This is a genomic window from Streptomyces sp. ISL-43 (assembly GCF_018614195.1).
Lineage (GTDB): Bacteria > Actinomycetota > Actinomycetes > Streptomycetales > Streptomycetaceae > Streptomyces.
This window is the reverse complement of record NZ_JAGGOT010000056.1, coordinates 23770-46758: the sequence shown is the minus strand read 5'-3', so window position 1 is coordinate 46758 and position 22989 is coordinate 23770. Positions and strand designations below refer to the sequence as shown.

At 70.5% G+C, this 22989-nt stretch carries 22 protein-coding genes; 11 read left to right on the top strand and 11 right to left on the bottom strand.

Annotated elements, in window-relative coordinates:
• Positions 1–170 precede the first annotated feature (170 nt).
• The 5 genes from J7F03_RS30080 (at position 171) to J7F03_RS30060 (ending at position 5166) form a co-directional block, all read left to right on the top strand.
• Positions 171–1109 (top strand): cellulose-binding protein, encoded by a 939-nt coding sequence (locus J7F03_RS30080; protein ID WP_214955015.1) that lies wholly within the window; start codon positions 171–173, stop codon positions 1107–1109.
• Positions 1110–1201: 92 nt separating this feature from the next.
• Complete coding sequence (locus J7F03_RS30075) at positions 1202–2224, top strand: ABC transporter ATP-binding protein (protein WP_214955013.1); 1023 nt, start codon at positions 1202–1204, stop codon at positions 2222–2224.
• 2 nt (positions 2225–2226) lie between these two features.
• Entirely contained in the window at positions 2227–3003 is a 777-nt protein-coding gene (locus tag J7F03_RS30070) for an ABC transporter permease subunit (protein ID WP_214955011.1), read from the top strand.
• A 136-nt stretch (positions 3004–3139) separates the two neighbouring features.
• Complete coding sequence (locus J7F03_RS30065; RefSeq protein WP_214955009.1) at positions 3140–4309, top strand: ABC transporter ATP-binding protein; 1170 nt, start codon at positions 3140–3142, stop codon at positions 4307–4309.
• Positions 4306–5166 (top strand): ABC transporter permease, encoded by an 861-nt coding sequence (locus J7F03_RS30060; protein ID WP_214955007.1) that lies wholly within the window; start codon positions 4306–4308, stop codon positions 5164–5166. Before J7F03_RS30065 ends, J7F03_RS30060 begins: the two co-directional genes overlap by 4 nt.
• A gap of 23 nt (positions 5167–5189) precedes the next feature.
• On the opposite strand, the gene J7F03_RS30055 is transcribed toward J7F03_RS30060, so the two are convergent.
• Complete coding sequence (locus tag J7F03_RS30055; RefSeq protein ID WP_214955004.1) at positions 5190–5531, bottom strand: ATP/GTP-binding protein; 342 nt, start codon at positions 5529–5531, stop codon at positions 5190–5192.
• Positions 5532–5793: 262 nt separating this feature from the next.
• Here J7F03_RS30055 and J7F03_RS30050 point away from each other — a divergent pair, with 262 nt between their 5' ends.
• Positions 5794–6861, top strand: a complete 1068-nt coding sequence (locus tag J7F03_RS30050) for an LLM class flavin-dependent oxidoreductase (RefSeq protein ID WP_214955002.1) — start codon at positions 5794–5796, stop codon at positions 6859–6861.
• 155 nt (positions 6862–7016) lie between these two features.
• Here the strand turns inward: J7F03_RS30050 and J7F03_RS30045 are convergent, their stop codons facing one another.
• Positions 7017–7409, bottom strand: coding sequence for an SCO5389 family protein (locus J7F03_RS30045; protein ID WP_031150500.1), 393 nt, complete (start codon positions 7407–7409; stop codon positions 7017–7019).
• A gap of 220 nt (positions 7410–7629) precedes the next feature.
• Between J7F03_RS30045 and nucS the strand changes: the two genes are divergently transcribed.
• Positions 7630–8301, top strand: a complete 672-nt coding sequence (gene nucS / locus J7F03_RS30040; RefSeq protein ID WP_214955000.1) for an endonuclease NucS — start codon at positions 7630–7632, stop codon at positions 8299–8301.
• Positions 8302–8320: 19 nt separating this feature from the next.
• Here nucS and J7F03_RS30035 read toward each other — a convergent pair whose 3' ends face one another.
• The 3 genes from J7F03_RS30035 to J7F03_RS30025 form a co-directional block, all read right to left on the bottom strand.
• A complete protein-coding gene (locus J7F03_RS30035; RefSeq protein ID WP_214954998.1) occupies positions 8321–10741 on the bottom strand; it encodes an ATP-binding protein in 2421 nt (806 codons plus the stop codon).
• A gap of 194 nt (positions 10742–10935) precedes the next feature.
• Positions 10936–11259, bottom strand: a complete 324-nt coding sequence (locus J7F03_RS30030) for an STAS domain-containing protein (protein ID WP_214954996.1) — start codon at positions 11257–11259, stop codon at positions 10936–10938.
• A gap of 159 nt (positions 11260–11418) precedes the next feature.
• On the bottom strand, positions 11419–12267 hold the full coding sequence (locus J7F03_RS30025) for a 3-hydroxyacyl-CoA dehydrogenase family protein (RefSeq protein WP_214954994.1): 849 nt from the start codon (positions 12265–12267) through the stop codon (positions 11419–11421).
• Between the two features lie 267 nt (positions 12268–12534).
• Between J7F03_RS30025 and J7F03_RS30020 the strand changes: the two genes are divergently transcribed.
• The gene (locus tag J7F03_RS30020; protein ID WP_214954992.1) at positions 12535–13107 is read left to right on the top strand and encodes a cob(I)yrinic acid a,c-diamide adenosyltransferase; all 573 of its coding nucleotides are present in this window, start codon (positions 12535–12537) and stop codon (positions 13105–13107) included.
• Here J7F03_RS30020 and J7F03_RS30015 read toward each other — a convergent pair.
• Positions 13104–13664 carry a hypothetical protein gene (locus tag J7F03_RS30015; protein WP_214954990.1) on the bottom strand — a complete coding sequence of 187 codons (561 nt, stop codon included), beginning with the start codon at positions 13662–13664 and terminating at the stop codon, positions 13104–13106. The genes J7F03_RS30020 and J7F03_RS30015 overlap by 4 nt on opposite strands.
• A gap of 160 nt (positions 13665–13824) precedes the next feature.
• On the opposite strand from J7F03_RS30015, the gene J7F03_RS30010 reads away from it, so the two are divergent.
• The 3 genes from J7F03_RS30010 (at position 13825) to J7F03_RS30000 (ending at position 17748) form a co-directional block, all read left to right on the top strand.
• Positions 13825–15048, top strand: a complete 1224-nt coding sequence (locus J7F03_RS30010) for a sensor histidine kinase (RefSeq protein WP_214954988.1) — start codon at positions 13825–13827, stop codon at positions 15046–15048.
• A complete protein-coding gene (locus J7F03_RS30005; protein WP_214954986.1) occupies positions 15045–15686 on the top strand; it encodes a response regulator transcription factor in 642 nt (213 codons plus the stop codon). The genes J7F03_RS30010 and J7F03_RS30005 overlap by 4 nt, the downstream gene beginning before the upstream one ends.
• 205 nt (positions 15687–15891) lie before the next feature.
• Complete coding sequence (locus tag J7F03_RS30000) at positions 15892–17748, top strand: glycoside hydrolase family 18 chitinase (protein ID WP_251072699.1); 1857 nt, start codon at positions 15892–15894, stop codon at positions 17746–17748.
• A gap of 100 nt (positions 17749–17848) precedes the next feature.
• Here the strand turns inward: J7F03_RS30000 and J7F03_RS29995 are convergent, their stop codons facing one another.
• The 5 genes from J7F03_RS29995 to atpA all read right to left on the bottom strand — a co-directional run bounded on the left by J7F03_RS29995 (position 17849) and on the right by atpA (position 22934).
• Positions 17849–18298: a DUF2550 domain-containing protein gene (locus J7F03_RS29995; protein WP_214954982.1), complete on the bottom strand. Its 450-nt coding sequence runs from the start codon at positions 18296–18298 to the stop codon at positions 17849–17851.
• A 156-nt stretch (positions 18299–18454) separates the two neighbouring features.
• Positions 18455–18829: a F0F1 ATP synthase subunit epsilon gene (locus tag J7F03_RS29990; RefSeq protein ID WP_214954980.1), complete on the bottom strand. Its 375-nt coding sequence runs from the start codon at positions 18827–18829 to the stop codon at positions 18455–18457.
• Between the two features lie 129 nt (positions 18830–18958).
• Complete coding sequence (gene atpD / locus J7F03_RS29985) at positions 18959–20401, bottom strand: F0F1 ATP synthase subunit beta (protein ID WP_214954978.1); 1443 nt, start codon at positions 20399–20401, stop codon at positions 18959–18961.
• Positions 20401–21318: a F0F1 ATP synthase subunit gamma gene (locus J7F03_RS29980; protein WP_214954976.1), complete on the bottom strand. Its 918-nt coding sequence runs from the start codon at positions 21316–21318 to the stop codon at positions 20401–20403. Before J7F03_RS29980 ends, atpD begins: the two co-directional genes overlap by 1 nt.
• 20 nt (positions 21319–21338) lie before the next feature.
• Positions 21339–22934, bottom strand: coding sequence for a F0F1 ATP synthase subunit alpha (atpA, locus tag J7F03_RS29975; RefSeq protein WP_214954974.1), 1596 nt, complete (start codon positions 22932–22934; stop codon positions 21339–21341).
• Positions 22935–22989: the final 55 nt, after the last annotated feature.

Here is a 22989-nt window from a genome sequence, read left to right as displayed (position 1 = left end):
GTTCAGGCGAACGAGTGACAAGCATTCTGTCGCCTTGCCACTCAAAAGGGGTGTCATTGTCCAGATCAAACGCGGATTGACTCGATGACACGCCGTCTTGGCGCCTAGGATTCCCCTTAACACCTAACACCTCGCGTAGTACCTCATCGGTCTCATTCGACAGGAACCCCATGAGCGACACTTCCTCCCCCTTCGGCTTCGAGCTCGTGCGGCGTGGTTACGACCGCGGTCAGGTGGACGACCGCATCACCAAGCTGGTCTCCGACCGTGACGGCGCCCTCGGACGTATCAACTCTCTGGAAAAGCGGATCGAGGAGCTGCACCTCGAGACGCAGAACGCCCAGGCCCAGGTGAATGACGCCGAGCCGTCGTACGCCGGCCTCGGTGCCCGGGTCGAGAAGATCCTGCGCCTGGCCGAGGAGGAGGCGAAGGACCTGCGCGAGGAGGCCCGTCGCGCCGCCGAGCAGCACCGCGAGCTCGCCGAGTCGGCCGCCCAGCAGGTGCGCAACGACGCCGAGTCGTTCGCCGCCGACCGGAAGTCGACCGCCGAGGACGAGGGCGTCCGGATCGTCGAGAAGGCCAAGGGCGACGCTTCGACCCTGCGCAACGAGGCCCAGAAGGACGCGGCCTCCAAGCGCGAGGAGGCCGACGCGCTCTTCGAGGAGACCCGCGCCAAGGCCGCTCAGGCCGCCGCCGACTTCGAGACCAACCTGGCCAAGCGCCGCGAGCAGTCGGAGCGCGACCTGGCCGGCCGTCAGGCCAAGGCCGAGAAGCGCCTCGCGGAGATCGAGCACCGCGCGGAGCAGCTGCGCCTGGAGGCCGAGAAGCTCCGTACGGACGCCGAGCGCCGTGCCCGCCAGACCGTGGAGACCGCGCAGCGCCAGGCCGAGGACATCGTGGCCGACGCCAACGCCAAGGCCGACCGGATCCGCAGCGAGTCCGAGCGTGAGCTGGCGGCGCTCACCAACCGCCGCGACTCGATCAACGCGCAGCTCACCAACGTCCGCGAGATGCTGGCGACGCTGACGGGCGCGGCCGTGGCGGCCGCCGCCTCCCCGATCGACGACGAGCCGGTCACCCGCGGCGTTCCGGCCCAGCAGAGCCGCTAGTCGCCGGAAGGCAACACTCCGCTTCAACACCCCGGGCCCTGCGTCACCTATGAGAGGTGGCGTAGGGCCCTCGGGCGTTCTAGCGTGGCGGAATGATCGAGCTTGAGGGCCTTACGAAACGATTCGGCGCGAAAACCGCCGTGGACAACCTCAGCTTCCAGGTCAAACCGGGGGTGGTGACCGGCTTCCTCGGCCCCAACGGGGCGGGCAAGTCGACGACCATGCGCATGATGCTCGACCTCGACAATCCGACCAGCGGTACGGTCCGGATCGACGGGAAGCACTACCGGGACCTGCCGGAGCCACTGAAGTACATCGGGGCACTGCTGGACGCGAAGGCGATGAACGGCGGCCGCAGCGCGTACAACAACCTGCTCTGCCTCGCCCAGTCGAACCGGATTCCGCGCAGTCGGGTCTCCGAGGTGCTCGACCTGGTCGGCCTGACCGCCGTGGCGAAGAAGAAATCGAAAGGATTTTCGCTGGGCATGGGCCAGCGGCTCGGTATCGCCTCCGCGCTGCTCGGCGACCCGGAGATCCTGATGTTCGACGAGCCCGTCAATGGTCTGGACCCGGAGGGAATTCTCTGGATCCGCAATCTCATGAAGGGGCTCGCGGCAGAGGGAAGGACGATCTTCGTTTCTTCTCACCTGATGAGCGAAATGGCGCTGACCGCAGAGCATTTGGTCGTCATCGGACAGGGAAAGCTGCTGGCCGACCTGTCCATGGCCGATTTCATCCAGCGGAACTCCCACAGTTACGTCCGCATGCGCTCGCCGCAGCAGGAACGACTGAAGGACGTCCTGCACGGTGCCGGGATCGACGCCATCAGCGTCCCGGCGACCGGCACGCTGGAGATCAACGGCGTGGAGGCGGAGAAGCTCGGCGAGCTGGCCGCCCAGCACCAGATCGTGCTGCACGAACTCAGCCCGCAACGGGCTTCACTGGAGGAAGCGTTCATGCGAATGACGGCGGACTCCGTCGAGTACCACGCCCACGCACCGGGGGCCCCGGGGCTGCCGCCCGGTCCCGGCACGGCCGCGGACAACCCGGCCCGGCCGGCCGACGTACCCGCCTGGGGCGCCGGCTTCGAGGCGACGCGCAAGGCCGGTGAGTGAGCATGGCCTTCTCCGCCGTCCTCCGCTCCGAGTGGACCAAGATCCGTACGGTCGCCTCCACGAGCTGGACCCTCGCCGTCGCCCTCATCGCCACCGTCGGGTTCAGCGCCGCTTTCTGCGCCCTGGTCAACGCGAGCTTCGACGACATGAGCGAGGTCGAACAGGCCACGTTCGACCCCACCCTGCTGAGCTTCAGCGGGATGCAGTTCGGCCAGCTGGCGATGATCGTCTTCGGGGTGCTGGTCGTCAGTACCGAGTACAGCTCGGGCATGATCCGCACCTCGCTGGCCGCCGTACCCGGACGAGCGGGCTTCCTCCTGGGCAAGCTCGCCGTGGCCACGGCGCTGGCCCTGCTGGTCGGACTGCTGACCAGCTTCCTGTCGTTCTTCCTCGGCCAGGCGATCCTGGGCGACCGCAGCATCGGCATCAGCGAGGAGAACGTCCTGCGCGCGGTGGCCGGCGCCGGCCTGTACATGGCGCTCCTCGCCCTGTTCTCCATGGGCGTGGCCGCAATGCTGCGCAGCTCGGTCGCCTCGATCAGCGTTCTGATCCCGTTCTTCCTGATCGTCTCGAACCTCCTCAGCGGTTTCGAGGCGACCCGTAAGTACGGCCAGTACCTGCCCGACAAGGCAGGATCCAAGATCATGCAGATCGTCCCGGACGCCATGGGCAGCGCCGAGACCCCCTACGGACCCTGGGGTGGTCTCGGGATCATGCTCCTGTGGGTGGCCGCCTCGGTGATCGGCGGCTACCTCGTCCTCAAGAAGAGGGACGCCTGAGGTACTACGGGGGATCCCCGGGTCGATCTCAGGGGCAGCTCAGGGATCCGGCCCGGGACGGAACCGTAGGATCCTCGATATCCTCTTAACCCTTACGCGGGCGAAAGCCGTCCGGGCCTGGCAAGGGGCAGAGCACATGATCGAGGCAGTCGGGCTGACCAAGCGCTTCGGCGCGAAGACCGCCGTCGACGACCTGTCGTTCCAGGTCAGGCCCGGTCACGTGACGGGATTCCTGGGGCCCAACGGCTCCGGGAAGTCCACCACCATGCGCCTGGTCCTGGGCCTGGACCGCCCCACCTCCGGCCGGGTCACCATCAACGGCCTGCCCTTCCGCGAACTGGCGAACGCCCAGCGGCACGTCGGAGCCCTGCTCGACGCCAAGGCCATGCACGGCGGCCGCCGGGCGCGCACCCACCTCCTGGCGACCGCCCAGCTCTCCGGGATCCCCGAGAAGCGGGTCGACGAGGTCCTGGGCGTCGTGGGCCTCCAGGACGTCGCCCGGCAGCGCACCAAGGGCTTCTCGCTCGGCATGGGCCAGCGCCTCGGCATCGCGACGGCCCTGCTCGGGGATCCGCAGGTGCTGCTCTTCGACGAGCCGGTCAACGGCCTCGACCCCGAGGGCATCCTCTGGGTCCGGAACCTGATGCGCCGGCTCGCCTCCGAGGGCCGCACCGTCTTCGTCTCCTCGCACCTCATGAGCGAGATGGCGCTGACCGCCGACCACCTGATCGTGATCGGCCGGGGCCGGCTGCTGGCCGACATGAGCACCCAGGACTTCATCACGCACAATTCGGCCGGATTCGCACGGGTCCGCACGGCCGACACCGACCCCGACGGCTGGGACACCCTGGGCTCGGTCCTCAGCAGGGCGGGCGGCCGGGTGCTCAAGGAGCCCGACGGAGCCCTGCGGGTGACCGGGCTGGATCTGCCCCGGATCTCCGATCTCGCGCACGCGGCCGGCGTACGGCTGTGGGAGCTGTCGCCGCACCGGGCCTCGCTGGAGGAGGCCTACATGCGGATGACGCAGTCCTCCGTCGAGTACACCTCCACCGAGGACCCGCGCGCCGAGCTGTGGGAGCCCGAACCGCTGAGCGTGCCGAAGTGGGAGGAGGAGGCGGACGCCGCCCTCCAGGTCCCGCAGGCGGGCTTCTTCGCGCCTCCGCCACCCGGAACGGGCGGGCGGCCCTTCCTGATGCCCACGAGCCCGGGCGAGCTCGCCGCCTCCCCGCCCGCGCACTCCCCCGGCCCCGCCCACTCCCCCACGCCTGTGCACACCCCCGCCCAGAAGCCCGAGGACACCCGATGACCGCCCCGACCACCGCGACCGCCGGGGAACCGAGCCCGCAGGGCTACAGCTCGCCGCTGCCGGCCACCCGGCCGCACCTGGGGCACGCGGTGGCCTCGGAATGGACGAAGCTGACCTCGGTGCGCTCCACGATGTGGACGCTCGGCTCGCTGGTGCTGCTGGTCGTCGGTGTCGGCGGCCTGGTCGTCGTGCAGACCTCGTCCCGCGACTACGAGCTGATGCCGTTCACCACTCCCGCCCTCTTCGGCCTGCTGGCCGGGCAGATTTCGGTGATGGTGCTCGGGGTGCTCACGATGACCTCCGAGTACGGCACCGGTCTGATCCGCACCACCTTCACGGCGGCCCCCGACCGGTACCGGGTGCTCAGCGCGAAGTACCTCGTCTTCGGCGTCACCGCGTTCCTCACCACCGCCGGCTCGGTCTGCCTGGTCGGACTGGCCGCGTCGATCCTGCGCAACGGTCCGGGCGCCGGGTCGCACTCGGGCACCGAGTGGGCCTCCGGGCTCATGGGCAGCTTCTACGTCACCCTGCTCGGCGTACTGGCCCTGGCGGTCGGGGCGCTGGTGCGGCACTCCGCGGGGGCGATCGCCGTGATGCTCGGCCTCGTCACGCTGCCGCCGGTGATAGGGGCCGTGCTCAGCATCTGGGAGGCCCTCGCCCCGGTCGGCCGGGCCCTGCTCCAGTACAACGCGCCGGTGGCGCTGATGCAGCTGTTCGGTCTGCCCACCAGCGCCACCGACCCGACGGGCGGCGAGGTCGGGGCCCCAGGCGACCTCGGCCACATGGTGCTGATCCTGCTCGTGACGGGCGCCGCGATCGCCGGCTCGTACGCGGTGGTCGGCCGCCGGGACGTGTAGGGCCCCGGGCCCGGCGTCGGGTCTCAGTACTTGGGAGCGTTGCGGGACCGCTGCACCTTGGAGGTGCGGCGGTCCTTCGCGTTCCAGCAGGCCTTGTGCCAGTGCCTGCGGTCGTCGACGCCGCCGTACTCCGGCCAGGCCACCAGGTGCGGGGTGCCGGAGGGGATCTCCTGATCGCACCCGGGGCAGCGGTACCGCTTGCCCGCCGCGCTCGCGCCCGCGACGTGCCGGACCTTCCACTCCTCGCCCTGGTACTCCTCCGTGCGCTCCAGCCCGTAACGCTCCAGGCCTGCCGGGCCCGAGCCCTGGTCCGAACGATCGGCTGGATTCTCGCCGCCCCTGGGGCGGTTGTGGCGCGGTGACACGTATACCTCACGGATGGGCGGACGGCAGTGACTTTCTCCCAGACTACGCGCAGCGAGGCGGGGTACCCGCAGGGTGGCCGAAGGACGACCACCGGAAGACCGACCATCCGAAGGCCGACCATCCCGTAAGAGCGTGACTGGCCCGACAATCCCAATAACTTTCCTGTCAGGCCGTGCCTTTGGCACGTGTCAGACGTTGTTGCCAGTAAGGAAACCGGTCCGCCTGGGGGAGGCCGCGTCAGCCGCGAGGAGGCTAAAGGCGATGCGCGTAGGAGCGTTTGTACTGGCGGCCCAGTTCCCGGGACAGGGACAGGGAGAGGCACTGCACCGGGCGGTGCGGACCGCCGAGGTGGCCGAGGAGACCGGGCTCGACTCGGTCTGGCTCGCCGAGCACCACTTCGTCCCGTACGGGGTCTGCCCGTCGGCGGTGACCCTGGCGGCCCTGATGCTGGGCCGCACCCGGCGGTTGCGCGTGGGCACGGCGGTGAGCGTGCTGCCGAACACCCACCCGGTGGCCCTGGGCGAGCAGGCCGCCCTGCTGCACCTGACGTCGGAGGGGCGGTTCACGCTGGGGGTTGGCCGGGGCGGTCCCTGGGTGGACCTGGAGGTCTTCGGGGGCGGACTCGACGCGTACGAGAACGGCTTCCGGGAGGACTTGGACCTGCTGCGCCGCTGGCTGACCGAGCCGCGGGTGGGGTCGGGAGCGGCCGCGTCGGGAGTGGCCGCGGAGGGGGCGGCCGCGGAGGGCGCCGGCGCGCGGTACGGCTTCCGCGAGGTGGCCGTCGTACCGCGCCCGTCGGAGGCTCTCGACGGGGACGGGATGGGGCCGGAAGTGATCGTCGCCTGCACCTCCCCCGCGTCGGTCCGGCTGGCCGCGGAGCGCGGACTGCCGATGCTGCTCGGCATGCACTGCGGGGACGAGGACAAGGCGGCGATGGTCGACCTGTGGCGGCGTACGGCGCGGGCCGCGGGCCGCTCGCCGGAGGCGGACCACGTGTCGGCCGGGGTGTGCCAGCTGGCGGACCGGACGGCGGACGCCCGGGAGACGCTGATGAAGTCGATGCCGGGCTGGCTCAAGCAGGGCCTGGACGCGCACGTCACGGTGGACGGCCGCCCGCGCGCGATGCGGGACCCGGCCGCGTACACGGAGTTGCTGTGCGAGCTGCACCCCGTGGGCACCCCGGAGCTGGCGGCGGACCGGCTGGCGGCCACCTCGGAACGTACGGGCATCACGCGGTTCGCCCTGCTGACGGAAGGCTCGGGAGACCTCGCCGCGACGGAGGAGAACCTCCGGCGGCTCGGCACCGAAGTCGTGCCCCGGCTCGGCTGAGACCAGGGCTGCCGCTCCGTTGGCACCGGAGCGGCAGCGGAATACCGGTCGTACACGGTCATATATGCGGATGGTGCGGACGTACGGATGGTGCGGACGTACAGGTCGTGCGCGTACGGGTCGTGCGCGTACGGGTCGTGCGCGTGCCGGTCGTGCTAGCAGTCGCGCAGTTCCGGTGACTGGTTGAGCAGCTGACCACGGATCGAAGTGAACTTGGCCAGCCGGTCGTCCACCGAGGAATCCAGCGGGAACACCGCTAGCCGGTGACAGTTCTGGAATGCCAGGCGCACTCCGAAGTGGCGCTGCAGCGCACCCCGTATCGCGTCGCTCGCGAGAGCGCGCAGCAGCTGGCCACGCGCCTGCTCGTCGGGCGGCGGCGTCTGGTTGTCGGCGAACTGTCCGCCATCGACCTTCAGCTGGGCCACCAGCGAGCTGATCATCTCCCATGCGTAGGGCAGGGAGGTCCGGACGCAGTCGACGAAGGCGGCTTCGTCGACCTCGCCTCGCTCGGCCTGTTCGAGTAGGGCCGGTGAGACGTCGAGCGACATGGGTTCTCCTCTCGCGACCCCGGCCGATTGGGTGACCGGAGTCTTACGGGCAGGGAGGGAGGCCGCGACGCAGCGTGCACGTTCGGCAACCTCCCGCTCACCACGGTAGGCGCCCGGTGGGGACCGCACCAGGAGAATGCGCATACAACGCGCCATCCGCGAACGGGGCTTTCGGGGGCGAATCGCGTGCAGGCCCGTCGGTCGAGTAGCGTTGCCGACCATGCGTCTCGTCATTGCCCGCTGCTCCGTCGATTACGCGGGCCGGCTCACCGCCCATCTGCCCTCGGCACCCCGTCTGATCCTCGTGAAGGCCGACGGCAGTGTCTCGATCCACGCGGACGACCGGGCGTACAAACCGCTCAACTGGATGTCGCCGCCCTGCACCCTCAAGGAGGGGAGCGGAGAGGAGGCCGGCGTCTGGACCGTCGTCAACAAGGCGGGCGAGAAGCTCATCATCACCATGGAGGAAGTCCTCCACGACTCCTCGCACGAGCTGGGCATCGACCCGGGCCTGATCAAGGACGGCGTCGAGGCCCACCTGCAGGAGCTCCTCGCCGACCGGATCGACACCCTCGGCGAGGGCTACACGCTGATCCGCCGCGAGTACATGACCGCGATCGGCCCGGTGGACATCCTGTGCCGGGACGCCTCCGGTGCGACGGTCGCGGTGGAGATCAAGCGGCGCGGCGAGATCGACGGCGTCGAGCAGCTCACGCGCTACCTGGAGCTCCTGAACCGCGACCCGCACCTGGCGCCCGTCAAGGGCATCTTCGCGGCCCAGGAGATCAAGCCCCAGGCCCGCGTCCTGGCGACGGACCGCGGCATGAACTGCGTCGTCCTCGACTACAACGCCATGCGCGGCATCGAGGACGACAAGCTCCGCCTGTTCTAGGCCGTCCCGCCCGGGCCGGTCAGGCCGTGCCGCCCGTGACCGTCTCGGGCGGCACCGTCGTGGTGGTCGTCGGGGTGGGGGTCGGAGTCGGCGTGGGCGTCGGGGTCGGCGTGGCGCTCGCGCTCGTGGGCGGGCTCGCGGGCGGCTGGACCGGGCCCGTGGGGCTCGATGACTGCGGCGTCGGCGTCGGCTTGCGCGTGGTGGACTTCTTCGGCGACGGCGTGGCACTGGGCGCGTCCGCGCCCGGGGACGAGGTGCCCGGCTCCGGCGACGGATCGTTCCCGCTCGTGCCCGGCTCGCTCGGCGGCGTCTGCGCCTCCCCCGTCGTCGGGGCCGTGGAGACGCCCGGTCCCTGCGTCGGCGGCGGCGTCTCCTCGGACGTCATGGCGAGCGCGACCACGGTGCCCAGCACCACCACCGTCAGCGCCCCGACCGCGACCAGGAGCAGCGGCTTGCGGCTGGACCGCGGCTTCGGCCGGGGTTCCGCCGGCGGCTCCACCGGCTCCGGCGTGAGCGGGAAGGCGTCCTCGAACACCTCCGCGAGGGTCGTGGGCGAGGTGGTACCCGCGGGCAGCACGGCCGGTACCACCGTGGTGACCGCTTCCGAGGTCCGAGGCCCGGCGGGAGCCACACCGAGTACGGGGGCCATGCGAGCCGTCGGCGCCGCGGGGCCCTGCGGCAGCGCGGGAGCGCCCTTGGCCGCGGGGGTCACCGTGCTCGCCCCGCCCGCCGCGCCCTGGCCGGTCACCGCGCCGAGGCCCTTCGCCGTACCGCTCTGGGCGATCGCCAAAGCTCCGCCCGCGGCCGGCGGGGCCAGCCGCAGCGGCGGCGAGACGGGCACACCGGCCGCCTCCCGGTCGGTGACCAGGGCCAGCGCCCGCCGTCCCGCCACGGTGCCCCGCTTGTCGGCCAGCGCGCCGCGCAGCCCGATCGAGGCCTCCAGCTCCGCCCGCGCCCGGTCGATCCGGCCCTCGCACAGGGCCAGTACGCCCAGTTCATGGTGGAAGTAGGCCTGCTCCGCGACCTCTCCCGCCTTGCGCGCGGCCTCCGCGCCCGAGCGCAGCACCCGCTCCCACGCCTCCCAGTGCAGCGAGGCCGCGAACGCAGGGGCCGCCGTCCGCGCCAGCAGGACCGCGGCCACCACGTCGGCCCCGGCCAGCGCCGCGAGCACCGCGTCCGCCTCCGCCGCGACCCGCTCCGGGGTCACCGAGGTGTGCCCGGTCCACCAGGCGTAGTGCCGGGCGGCCGTACGGGCCTCCTCGGCCGCGCTGTCCCCGTACCCGACCTCCTCCAGCTGCCGCGCGATCCCGGCGGCCAGCCGGTAGCGCGTCCCGACCGGGCTCAGCAGCCCGCAGTCGAGCAGTTCCCCGACCGCCGTGTCGGCGTGCGTGTCCCCGACCAGTGCCGGCAGGTGCGCGTGGTGCGGCAGCTCGCCGCCCAGCGCGCAGGCGATCCGCAGCGCGGCCCGCGCCGACTCGCTGACCCGCGAGGCCAGCAGCTCCGCCGGGGCGGCGCCCTCGGCCAGGGTCGGCAGCGGCACGAAGACGGTGTCGCGCGGGCGCTCCTCGAAGACGCCGGGCTCCTCGTCCTCGTCCTCGGCGTCGGGCCGGTTCAGCTCGTCGCGCCGGCGCAGCAGGGCCGCGGCCTGTACGAAGCGCAGCGGCAGGCCTTCGGAGGCGAAGCGCAGGTCCTCCGCCCAGGCCGTCTCCTCTTCGTCGAGGACCCGGCCGGTGCCCGCTTCGAGCAGGGCCACGCAGTCGGTGCGGCTCAGGCCGCCGAGGAAGACCTCTTCCAGGTGCGAGTCCTCGGAGGGGGCCCGGGTGTCGGGGGTGGCGGCCAGCAGGTACGCGCACTCCGGCGTTGCCCGCAGCAGTTCGTCGAGGGCGCCGGCGCCCATGTCCAGGTCGTCGAGGAGGACGACGGCGCCGATCTCCCTTACCCGGTCGAGGAGTTGGCTCCGGTCGGGGCGCTCGGCCGTGGCCTCGTAGACGGTGGCGTACAGCGCGTGGAGCAGTTCGCCGGGCTGATGGTGCCCGTACCCGCTGAGCCGGACGACCCCGTCGGGGGCGATGTCCGCGCAGTCGTCGGCGATGGCGTCGAGCAGCGCCGTGCGCCCGGATCCGTGCGGTCCGGTCAGCCGTACGGAGCGGCCGCGCGCGAGGAGGCGTACGAGGCGCTCGCGCTCCTCCTCGCGGCCCAGCAGCAGCCGTCCGGCCGGTGCCCCCGGCGGGACGGGGGGCCGCGCCGCGGCGGCCTTGGAGGCGCGGGCGGCGGGGTTCCGCTTGGCGGGGACGGGAGCGCTCTCACCGCCGGGGCGGTGGGTCGGCTCGATCTCGCTGCCGTCGACGGGGTTCACCGTGAGGGTGAAGTCCCCGGCGGTGAGCGTCACCACTCGTGCGGGCTGTTCCGCCGGATCGGCCTGTCCTTGTATGCGGTCCATGACCAAGTCCCCCGATCGCGCCGTGCGCCGTCGTATCGCCCGGCCTTCGCACACGCCGCTGTCGCTACTGGTCCGGTTTCCGCCCGAACCCTAGACCGTGCCCGGCGGCGCGGGAACCGCCGGGGTGCCTTCACCACCGGACCGTTACGTTTCCGCAGGAAATGTCCACCGGCCATGCACGCCGCCCGGCCGGGTCACGCGCGCGGCAGGGACTCCGCTTCCAGGCCGCCCTCGATCGCGAGGATCCGGTGCAGCCGGGTGGCGACGAGCAGCCGCTGCATCTGCGGCGGCACTCCGCGCAGGACGAGCCGCCGGCCGGTCCGGCCGGCGCGGCGGTGTGCGCCCATGATCACGCCCAGGCCGGTCGCGTCCCAGGAGTCGAGCCCGGTGAGGTCCAGCACGAGATCGCCGTGCCCGTCGTCGAGGGCGGCGTGCAGGGCCGTACGGGCGTCCGCCGCGCTGCGCACGTCGAGACGACCCCCGACAGCGAGTTCGGCGTGGTCGCCCCTGATGTGCATGTGTGCTCCCGGCAGTGCGGTACTGCGTACGTATGGTCCGACTGGTCCGCGGTCGGCAACTCTCACTTCAACTGACTGCCTCAGGGGCAGGGAGGTTGCCGACCGTGAGCGAACCGATACCAAATTCACCCGGTAGGGTGCGGGCGTTCGAACTGGTGGTCAGTGCTTGTAGAAGCCCTGACCGCTCTTGCGGCCGATGTCGCCCGCGTCCACCATGCGGCGCATCAGCTCCGGCGGCGCGAACTTCTCGTCCTGCGACTCGGTGTAGATGTTGCTGGTGGCGTGCAGCAGGATGTCGACGCCGGTGAGGTCCGCGGTGGCCAGCGGGCCCATCGCGTGCCCGAAGCCGAGCTTGCAGGCGATGTCGATGTCCTCGGCGGACGCCACGCCCGATTCGTACAGCTTCGCGGCTTCCACGACGAGCGCGGAGATGAGACGGGTCGTCACGAAACCGGCGACGTCGCGGTTGACCACGATGCAGGTCTTGCCGACGGACTCGGCGAACGCCCGGGTGGTGGCGAGGGATTCGTCGCTGGTCTTGTAGCCGCGCACGAGCTCGCACAGCTGCATCATCGGGACGGGCGAGAAGAAGTGCGCGCCGACGACCCGCTCCGGACGCTCCGTCACGGCCGCGATCTTGGTGATCGGGATGGCGGAGGTGTTGGAGGCGAGGATCGCGTCGTCGCGCACGAGCTTGTCGAGCGCGCGGAAGATCTCGTGCTTGACCTCGAGCTTCTCGAAGACGGCCTCGACGACGATGTCGGCGTCGGAGACCGCGTCGAGGTCGGTGGTCGTCGTGATCCGGGCGAGCGCGGCCTCGGCGTCCTCGGCACTCAGCTTGCCCTTGGAGACGAACCTGTCGTACGAGGCCTTGATCCCGTCGGTCCCGCGGGTCAGCGCGGCGTCGGTGACATCGCGCAGCACGACGTCCCATCCCGCCTGAGCGGAGACCTGCGCGATTCCGGAACCCATCAGTCCGGCACCGATGACGGCGAGCTTCCCAGCCACTGCACACCCCACGTTCTCAAATACGGCAAGTCTCGTACCCACTCCGGCGGAGACTAGCGCCCGCGAGGGGTGGTGTGACCGCGAAGTAACACGCGTCACGTCTCAGATGACGGACATCACACCGGTACGGCCCAGCAGTGCGGCGGGGGGCTCCAGTTGGCCCGCGCACCACGTTGCCCCGCGTTGTCCCGCGTTGCCTCGAACACTCCGCCGCCTCGAAAGCTCCACTGCCTCGAACACCCCACCACCTCGAACTAGGCTGGCGGCATGGTGAACCTCACGCGCATCTACACCCGAACCGGCGACAAGGGCACGACCGCGCTCGGCGACATGAGCCGGACCGCCAAGACCGACCTGCGGATCTCCGCCTACGCCGACGCCAACGAGGCCAACGCGGCCATCGGGACGGCGATCGCCCTCGGCTCGCTGCCCGCCGATGTCGTGAAGGTCCTGGTCCGGGTGCAGAACGACCTCTTCGACGTCGGTGCCGACCTGTGCACCCCGGTCGCGGAGAATCCGCAGTACCCGCCGCTGCGCGTCGAGCAGTTCTACGTCGACAAGCTGGAGGCGGACTGCGACCTCTTCAACGAGGAGCTGGAGAAGCTCCGCAGCTTCATCCTCCCCGGCGGCACCCCCGGCGCGGCCCTCCTCCACCAGGCCTGCACGGTGGTCCGGCGCGCCGAGCGCTCCACGTGGGCGGCGCTGGAGGCGCACGGCGAGGTCATGAACCCACTGACCGCCACCTACCTCAACCGCCTCTCCGACCTCCTCTTCATCCTGGCCCGCACGGCCAACAAGGAGGTCGGGGACGTCCTGTGGGTCCCCGGCGGCGACCGCTAGGCCCCGTAGTCCCGGAGGCCTGCCTTCGCCGGCGCCCGCTTCGGCCACACCGTGTACGCGGCGGCGATCAGCGCGTGGATGCCGGCCGCCCGCAGCGCCGAGAGCTGCCACCCGCGCAGCGAGCCGGTGTCGCCCGAACCGCCGACGTACCAGATCGCGGCCTGCAGCAGGCAGGCCGCGACGGCGGCCGCGAGGACGGTCCGGGCGACCAGCTTCCACTCGTGGACGGCCCGCGCGCTGCCGTATCCGGCGCCGGCCGGCTTCGGGCCCCCGGCCAGGCGGTACGCCGCGTGGCCGTCGAGCCAGCGGACCGTGTAGTGCCCGTAGGCGACGGTGTAGCCGATGTACAGCGCGGCGATCCCGTGCTTCCAGTCCGGCTCGGCGCCGCCGCGCAGGTCCACGGCGGTGGCCGCCAGCAGCACCAGCTCCAGCAGCGGCTCGCACAGCAGGACGGCAGCGCCGGTCTTCGGCATCTTCGCGAGGTAGCGCAGGGCCAGGCCGCCGGTCAGCAGGACCCAGAAGCCGACCTCACAGGCGATGATCAGGGTGACGAGCACGGGAGTCTCCGTTCCTGCGGCGGGGGATGCCTCCAGCTTCCCGCCCGGTCCGCGCCGATTCCTCGTCGCCGGTGACGAAAGGCGCGGGGCCGCACTGCATCCTTCGATGTACCGCCTCTCGGCCACGATGGCGATGTCCGCCCCCACCGCACCCTGTTGGATGGGGACCGTGACCCCCAAGATCCCGCCCCCGCACCGCGACGACGTGCTGCTCGCCGTGATCAGCGTGGCCGCCGGCCTGCTCCTGTGGTCGCTCGGGGTGTACAGCTCCCCCGGCCGGGACCTGCTCCCCGACTGGGCCGCCCTGGTCCCTCTCGGCGTCCTCGGCGCGATGGAGCCGCTGCGGCGCAGCGCGCCCCGGGTGACCCTGGCCGTCGGCACCGCCGGGGTGATCGCCGACCAGTTCACGGTGGGAAATCTGGCCAGCGTCGTGATCTTCACTGACCTGATGTACGCGGCCGTCGTCTACGGCAAGCCCGCCATGGCCCGCCGCCTCCCGGTCACCACCGGTCTGATCACCGTCGCCGTCGCCATCGCCTCCGTGGCCTGGCTGCGCACCCCGCAGGCCCTGATGATCGGCGTGATCACCGGCATCGTGAGTTTCGGCCCGGCCCTGACGGGCGCCACCCTGCGCAACCACCGCGAGGCCGCCGTGGCCGCCCGGCTGCGCGCCGAGCAGACCGCGCTGCTGGCCGAGATGGACCGGGCGCAGGCGGTCGTCGCCGAGCGCGCCCGGATGGCCCGCGAACTGCACGACATGGTGGCCAACCACCTCTCCGCCATCGCCATCCACTCCACCGCGGCGCTCTCCATCGACTCCCCCGCGACCAGTCGTGAGGCGCTCGGGGTGATCCGGGAGAACAGCGTTCAGGGACTGGCCGAAATGCGCCGGCTGATCGGGCTGCTGCGGGACGCGGGCGCCGGGCAGGAGGCGGTCTCCGTGCCCTCCCTCGACGGCCTGGCCACCCTGCTGGAGCAGGCCCGCGCCTCCGGAGCCGCGAGCGGGCTGGAATTCGTACTCCTCGACGAGCGGCCCCGGCCTCCCGACGGGGAGCCACTGCCGGCCCCGGTGGAGCTGGCGGCGTACCGGATCGTCCAGGAGTCGCTGACCAACGCCCTCAAGCACGCTGCCCCGGGCACGGTCACCGTCCGCCTGACCCGCGACCACGCCGAAGGGGGGATCGACGGGGGGATGCTGACCGTGGCGGTCGACTCCCCCTACGGGGAACGCCCCGGCCCCCGCGCCCCCGGCTCCGGGGCCGGGCTGATCGGCATGCGGGAGCGGACGGAGCTGCTCGGCGGGGAGTTCCGGGCGGGGCGCGAGGAGACGGTGTGGCGGGTGCGGGCGGCGCTGCCCGCCCGGGAGAAGGCGGTACGGGCGTGACGATCAGGGTCGTGGTGGCGGAGGACCAGAGCGCGGTCCGGTCCGGGCTGGTGCTGATCCTGCGCAGCGCGGGCGACATCGAGGTGGTGGGCGAGGCGGCCGACGGGGAGGAGGCGGTGCGCCTGGCCCGGGAGCTGCGGCCGGACCTGGTGCTCATGGACGTGCAGATGCCGCGCCTGGACGGGGTCTCGGCGACCCGCCAGGTGGTCGCGGAGGGCTTGGCGGACGTCCTCGTCCTGACCACCTTCGACCTGGACGAGTACGTCTTCGGGGCGCTGCGCGCGGGGGCTGCGGGCTTCCTGCTGAAGGACGCGGACGCGGCGGAGCTGATCGGGGCGGTACGCACGGTCGCGCGCGGGGAGGGCCTGATCGCGCCGGCGGTCACCCGGCGGCTGATCGCGGAGTTCGCGGCGCCGCGGCCCGTACGGGTGCCCGTGCCGGCGGCGGTGGACTCGCTGACGCGGCGCGAGCGGGAGGTGCTGGGGTGCCTGGGCGAGGGCTTGTCGAACGCGGAGATCGCGGCGTGCCTGGAGATGGCGGAGGCCACGGCGAAGACGCACGTCAGCAGGCTGCTGGCGAAGCTGGAGCTGCGCAGCAGGCTCCAAGCGGCGGTTCTGGCACAGGAGTTGGGGCTGTAGCGGGAATCCGGCCGGAAATGAGTCCGGGGGCTTTCCGTAAGGTCTGGACCTCTTGACGGTTGGTCCAGACCTTTCTACTCTCACGCACAACTGTGGTGAGCGTGCCATGACAAGAAGTCATGCGGGGCACGCTCACGGGCGGCGCAGGTCCCACCCCCATGCCGCGGCCGTCCCCACGGCCGCGGCGGACCTCGGAGGAGCACCCTTGAGCACAGCACCCCCACGACGCGCACCACTGCTTCGAAGAGTCGCGGCCTTCCTGGCCGTCCTCACCCTGCCCGTCGCCGGACTCGTCGCCCTCGCGGGACCCGCCGAGGCCGCCGCCGCGGCGACGGCGACGTACACCAAGGTCTCCGACTGGGGCTCCGGCTTCGAGGGCAAGTGGACGGTGAAGAACACCGGCACGACCACCCTCAGCAGCTGGACCGTGGAGTGGGACTACCCGGCCGGCACCGCCGTCACTTCCGCCTGGGACGCCACCGTCACCAGCTCCGGCACCCACTGGACCGGCAAGAACGTCGGCTGGAACGGCACCCTCGCACCGGGCGCCACCATCAGCTTCGGCTTCAACGGCACCGGCTCCGGCGCACCCGGCGGCTGCAAGGTCAACGGCGGCAGCTGCGACGGCGGCACCACCCCCACCGACAACCCGCCCAGCGCCCCCGGCACCCCCACGGCCAGCGGCGTCACCGACACCGGCCTGACCCTCGGCTGGGCCGCGGCCACCGACGACAAGGGCGTCAAGAACTACGACGTCTACCGCGGCGGCGTGAAGGTCGCCACCGTCACGAGCCCCTCCTACACCGCCTCGGGCCTGACCAAGGGCACGACGTACACCTACGCGGTCACCGCCCGCGACACGATCGACCAGACCGGGCCCTCCTCCGGCTCCGTCTCGGTGACCACCACCGGCGGCACCACCGACCCGGGCGACCCGGGCAACCCGGGCGCCGCGGTCAAGCTCGGCTACTTCACCGACTGGGGCGTCTACCAGCGCAACTACCACGTGAAGAACCTGGTCACCTCCGGCAGCGCCGCGAAGATCACGCACATCAACTACGCCTTCGGCAACGTCCAGGGCGGCAAGTGCACGATCGGTGACGCCTACGCCGACTACCAGAAGACCTACGACGCCTCCTCCAGCGTCTCCGGTGTCGCCGACACCTGGGACCAGCCCGTCGCGGGCAACTTCAACCAGCTGCGCCAGCTGAAGAAGAAGTACCCGAACATCAAGGTCCTGTACTCCTTCGGCGGCTGGACCTGGTCCGGCGGCTTCGGCCAGGCCGCGGCCAACCCGGCCGCCTTCGCCCAGTCCTGCTACGACCTGGTCGAGGACCCGCGCTGGGCGGACGTCTTCGACGGCATCGACATCGACTGGGAGTACCCGAACGCCTGCGGCCTGTCCTGCGACACCAGCGGGGCCGCCTCCCTGAAGAACGTGCTCTCCGCGCTGCGCGCGAAGTTCGGCAGCAGCAACCTGGTCACCGCCGCCATCTCCGCCGACGGCTCCAACGGAGGAAAGCTCGACCTCGCCGACTACGCCGGCGCGGCCCAGTACGTCGACTTCTACAACGTCATGACCTACGACTTCTTCGGCGCGTGGGACGCCAAGGGCCCGACCGCCCCGCACTCCCCGCTCACCTCGTACACCGGCATCCCGATCGCCGGCTTCAACTCCGAGGCCGCCATCACCAAGCTCAAGGGCAAGGGCATCGCCGGCTCCAAGCTCAACCTCGGCATCGGCTTCTACGGCCGCGGCTGGACCGGCGTCACCCAGGCCACGCCCGGCGGCGCCGCCACCGGACCGGCCCCCGGCACCTACGAGCAGGGCATCGAGGACTACAAGGTCCTCAAGGGCAGCTGCCCCGCGACCGGCACCGTCGCCGGCACGGCCTACGCCAAGTGCGGCAGCAACTGGTGGAGCTACGACACCCCCGCCACCATCGCCGGGAAGATGACCTGGGTGAAGCAGCAGGGCCTCAAGGGCGCCTTCTTCTGGGAGTTCAGCGGCGACACCACGAACGGCGAACTGGCCACCGCGATCCACACCGGCCTTCAGTAGCCCCCACGCGCTGAACCGGTGAAAGACGAAGCCGGGGAGACGGGTCCGCCCCCGTCTCCCCGGCTTCTTCATGCCGTGCAGGGCGTACGCGCCCTAGAATTCAAGCCACATTGACCCGTTGCCCGGGCGGAGCCGCCTCGAGCCAGGCCAGGAATCCGGTCAGCGCGTCCTCGCTCATCGCCAGCTCCAGCCGGGTACCCCGGTGGACGCAGCCGAGTACGACGGCGTCGGAGAGCAGGGCCAGCTCCTCCTCACCCTCGGGCGCACGGCGGGCGATGACCTCGATGGAGGACCGCTCCAGCAGCCGGCGCGGCCGCGGGGAGTAGCTGAAGACGCGGAACCACTCGATGCGGTCACCGCTGTAGCGCGCGACCCCGTACACCCAGCCCTTGCCGGAGACGTCGGGCTCCTCGGCCACACCCCAGCGCAGGCTGCAGTCGAAGGTGCCGCCGGAGCGCTGGATCAGCCTGCGGCGCAGCCCGAAGACGAACAGCCCGATCACCACCAGGGCCACTAGGGACAGGCCGCTCACAAGCAGAGCGAGGAGCATCTTTCACCGACCTCCTCGCTCATCGAAAACCTCAACCGACGGAGCTCCTACCAGACGGAGTCTGGGGGCGACCTGCATCGCCTCAGCCGCGACCCGGTCCGGAAAATTCCGGAACAGGCCGCGGCTGAGGTTTGAAACTCTTACCGGTACCGGGGCTCAGCGCCCCGAAACCGCGCGCAGCCGGACATCGGCGCGACGTTCGGCGGCCCCATCGGTCTCCGACTTCGCGCGCTCCAGTGCCCGCTCCGCCCGCTCGACATCGATCTCGTCGGCAAGCTCGGCGATCTCGGCCAGCAGGGACAGCTTGTTGTCCGCGAACGAGATGAATCCGCCGTGCACCGCGGCGACAACAGTGTTGCCCCCGCTGGTACGGATGGTCACCGGGCCCGATTCCAGCACACCGAGAAGCGGCTGGTGACCGGGCATGACGCCGATGTCGCCGGACGTGGTGCGGGCGACAACCAGGGTGGCCTCGCCGGACCAGACATTACGGTCCGCCGCGACCAGCTCGACGTGCAGCTCAGCAGCCAAGGTGGCTCCTCGGGTCACCACCCGGCGGGAAAGCCGGGTGTTGGGTCAAATTCTAATGGGCGTGGGGAGAGGGACGGGACACACCCGCCCCTCTCCGTCAATCAGCAGTGCTCAGAGACGAGCGCGGCTTCAGGAGACGCCCAGCTCCTTGGCGTTGGCCTTGAGGTCCTCGATGCCACCGCACAGGAAGAACGCCTGCTCGGGGAAGTGGTCGTAGTCGCCGTCGCAGATCGCGTTGAAGGCGACGATCGACTCGTCGAGCGGAACGTCCGAACCGTCCACACCGGTGAACTGCTTGGCGACGTGGGTGTTCTGCGACAGGAAGCGCTCGACACGACGGGCACGGTGGACAACGAGCTTGTCCTCCTCGCCCAGCTCGTCGATACCGAGGATCGCGATGATGTCCTGGAGGTCCTTGTACTTCTGCAGGATCCCCTTGACGCGCATCGCGGTGGCGTAGTGGTCCGCCGCGATGTACCGCGGGTCGAGGATGCGGGACGTCGAGTCCAGCGGGTCCACGGCCGGGTAGATGCCCTTCTCGGAGATCGGACGGGAAAGAACCGTCGTCGCGTCGAGGTGGGCGAAGGTGGTGGCCGGCGCCGGGTCGGTCAGGTCGTCCGCGGGGACGTAGATCGCCTGCATCGAGGTGATCGAGTGACCGCGGGTCGACGTGATGCGCTCCTGCAGCAGACCCATCTCGTCAGCCAGGTTCGGCTGGTAACCCACGGCGGACGGCATGCGGCCCAGAAGGGTCGACACCTCCGAACCGGCCTGGGTGTAACGGAAGATGTTGTCGATGAAGAAGAGCACGTCCTGCTTCTGCACATCGCGGAAGTACTCCGCCATGGTCAGACCGGCGAGGGCGACGCGCAGACGGGTGCCCGGGGGCTCGTCCATCTGACCGAAGACAAGCGCCGTCTTGTCGATGACGCCCGACTCGGCCATTTCCTCGATGAGGTCGTTGCCCTCACGGGTACGCTCACCGACGCCCGCGAAGACCGACACACCGTCGTGGTTGTTGGCGACGCGGTAGATCATTTCCTGGATCAGAACGGTCTTGCCGACACCGGCACCACCGAACAGACCGATCTTTCCACCCTTGACGTACGGGGTGAGAAGGTCGATGACCTTGACGCCGGTCTCGAACATCTCGGTCTTCGACTCGAGCTCGTCGAAGCGGGGCGCCTTGCGGTGGATGGGCCAGCGCTCGGTGACGTTGGCGTTCTCCTCCGGGTAGTTCAGCACCTCACCGAGGGTGTTGAACACCTTGCCCTTGGTGAAGTCACCGACGGGGACAGTGATGCCCTCGCCCGTGTTGACCACCGTGGCCTGGCGGACCAGGCCGTCGGTGGGCTGCATGGAGATGGTGCGGACCAGGCCGTCACCCAGGTGCTGGGCGACTTCCAGGGTCAGCGTCTTCAGCGCGCCGTCCTGGGCCGGGTCGGCCACCTGGACCTTCAGCGCGTTGTAGATCTCGGGCATCGCGTCGACGGGGAACTCCACGTCGACGACCGGGCCGATGACCCGGGCGACGCGGCCCGTGGCGGCGGCCGTCTCAACAGTGGTCGTCATTACTTGTCACTCCCCGCGGTCGCGTCTGCCATGGCGCTGGCGCCACCGACGATCTCGCTGATTTCCTGGGTGATTTCGGCCTGGCGGGCCGCGTTGGCAAGCCGGGAGAGGCTCTTGATGAGATCCCCGGCGTTGTCGGTAGCCGACTTCATCGCGCGGCGGCGGGCGGCGTGCTCGGAAGCGGCCGACTGCAGCAGTGCGTTGTAGATGCGGCTCTCGACGTAGCGCGGCAGCAGGGCGTCGAGGACGTCCTCCGCCGACGGCTCGAAGTCGAACAGCGGAAGGATCTCGCCCTTCGTACCGCTCTCCTCCACAGCCTGGTCGAGGCTGAGCGGCAGCATCCGGCCGTCCACCGCGTTCTGCGTCATCATCGACACGAATTCCGTGTAGACGATGTGCAGCTCGTCGACGCCACCCTCGGCCGTAACCGTCTGGATGGCCTCGATCAGCGGCGCCGCGACGCGCTTGGCGTCGGCGTAAGCCGGGCTGTCGGTGAAGCCGGTCCACGAGTCCGCGACCTTGCGCTCGCGGAACCCGTAGTAGGCGACACCCTTACGGCCGACGATGTACGTGTCGACCTCCTTGCCCTCGCCGCGCAGCCGCTCGGAGAGCCGCTCCGCCTGCTTGATGGCGTTCGAGGAGTAGCCGCCGGCCAGACCGCGGTCGCTCGTGATGAGCAGGACCGCGGCACGCGCCGGTGCCTCGACCTCGGTCGTCAGGGCGTGCTTGGTGTTCGAACCGGTCGCCACCGCGGTCACCGCACGGGTGAGCTCGGTCGCGTACGGCATCGATGCCGCCACCTTGCGCTGCGCCTTGACGATGCGCGAGGCGGCGATCATTTCCATCGCCTTGGTGATCTTCTTGGTCGCCGTGACGGCACGGATGCGACGCTTGTAGACCCGGAGCTGCGCTCCCATGAGTCAGGTCCCTTCCGTCGTCACTTGGAGACGTTGACGGCCGGCGCGTCCTCGCCCAGGAGCTTGCCGTCCGAGGTCTCGAACCCACGCTTGAAGTCAGCGATGGCGTCACCGATGGAGGTGAGCGTGTCGTCCGACATCTTGCCGCCGTCCGCGATGGAGGTGAGGAGGTCCTTGCGCGAAACGCGCAGGTGCTCCAGCAGCTCCGACTCGAAGCGACGGATGTCGTTGACCGGGACGTCGTCCATCTTGCCGGTGGTACCGGCCCAGACGGAGATGACCTGCTCTTCGACCGGCATCGGCTGGTACTGGCCCTGCTTCAGCAGCTCGACCAGGCGCTTGCCGCGCTCCAGCGAGGACTTCGAAGCGGCGTCCAGGTCGGAACCGAAGGCGGCGAACGCCTCCAGCTCGCGGTACTGGGCGAGGTCCAGGCGCAGACGGCCGGAAACCTGCTTCATGGCCTTGTGCTGGGCCGAGCCACCGACGCGGGAGACCGAGATACCGACGTTCAGCGCCGGGCGCTGGCCCGCGTTGAACAGGTCGGACTCAAGGAAGCACTGACCGTCGGTGATGGAGATGACGTTGGTCGGGATGAACGCCGACACGTCGTTCGCCTTGGTCTCGACGATCGGCAGACCGGTCATCGAACCGGCACCCATGTCGTCGGAGAGCTTCGCGCAGCGCTCCAGCAGACGGGAGTGCAAGTAGAAGACGTCGCCCGGGTAGGCCTCGCGGCCCGGCGGACGGCGCAGCAGCAGCGACACGGCGCGGTAGGCGTCGGCCTGCTTCGACAGGTCGTCGAAGATGATCAGGACGTGCTTGCCGGCGTACATCCAGTGCTGGCCGATGGCCGAACCGGTGTACGGCGCCAGGTACTTGAAGCCGGCCGGGTCGGACGCCGGGGCGGCGACGATCGTCGTGTACTCGAGCGCGCCGGCGTCTTCCAGGGCGCCGCGAACGGACGCGATGGTCGAGCCCTTCTGGCCGATGGCGACGTAGATGCAGCGAACCTGCTTGTTCACGTCGCCGGAGCGCCAGTTGTCGCGCTGGTTGATGATCGTGTCGACGGCCAGAGCGGTCTTGCCGGTCTGACGGTCACCGATGATCAGCTGACGCTGACCACGGCCGACCGGCACCATCGCGTCGATGGCCTTGTAGCCGGTCTGCATCGGCTCGTGGACCGACTTGCGGACCATGACGCCGGGGGCCTGCAGCTCGAGGGCGCGGCGGCCCTCGGTCGCGATCTCGCCGAGGCCGTCGATCGGGTTGCCGAGCGGGTCGACAACGCGGCCGAGGTAGCCCTCGCCGACGCCGACGGAGAGCACCTCACCGGTGCGCTGCACCGGCTGGCCCTCCTCGATACCGCTGAACTCGCCGAGGACGACCGCACCGATCTCGCGCTCCTCGAGGTTGAGGGCGAGACCGAGGGTGCCGTCCTCGAACCTCAGCAGCTCGTTCGCCATGGCGGAGGGCAGGCCCTCCACCTTCGCGATGCCGTCGCCGGCAACGCTGACCGTTCCGACCTCCTCGCGCGAGGCCGCGTCCGGCTGGTACGACTGGACAAAGTTCTCCAGTGCGTCCCGGATCTCCTCCGGCCGGATCGTGAGCTCCGCCATCTGGGTTCCCTGCTCTCCTTGTTGGGCCTGAAGCTTCTTAGGGGTCTGGGGGTGA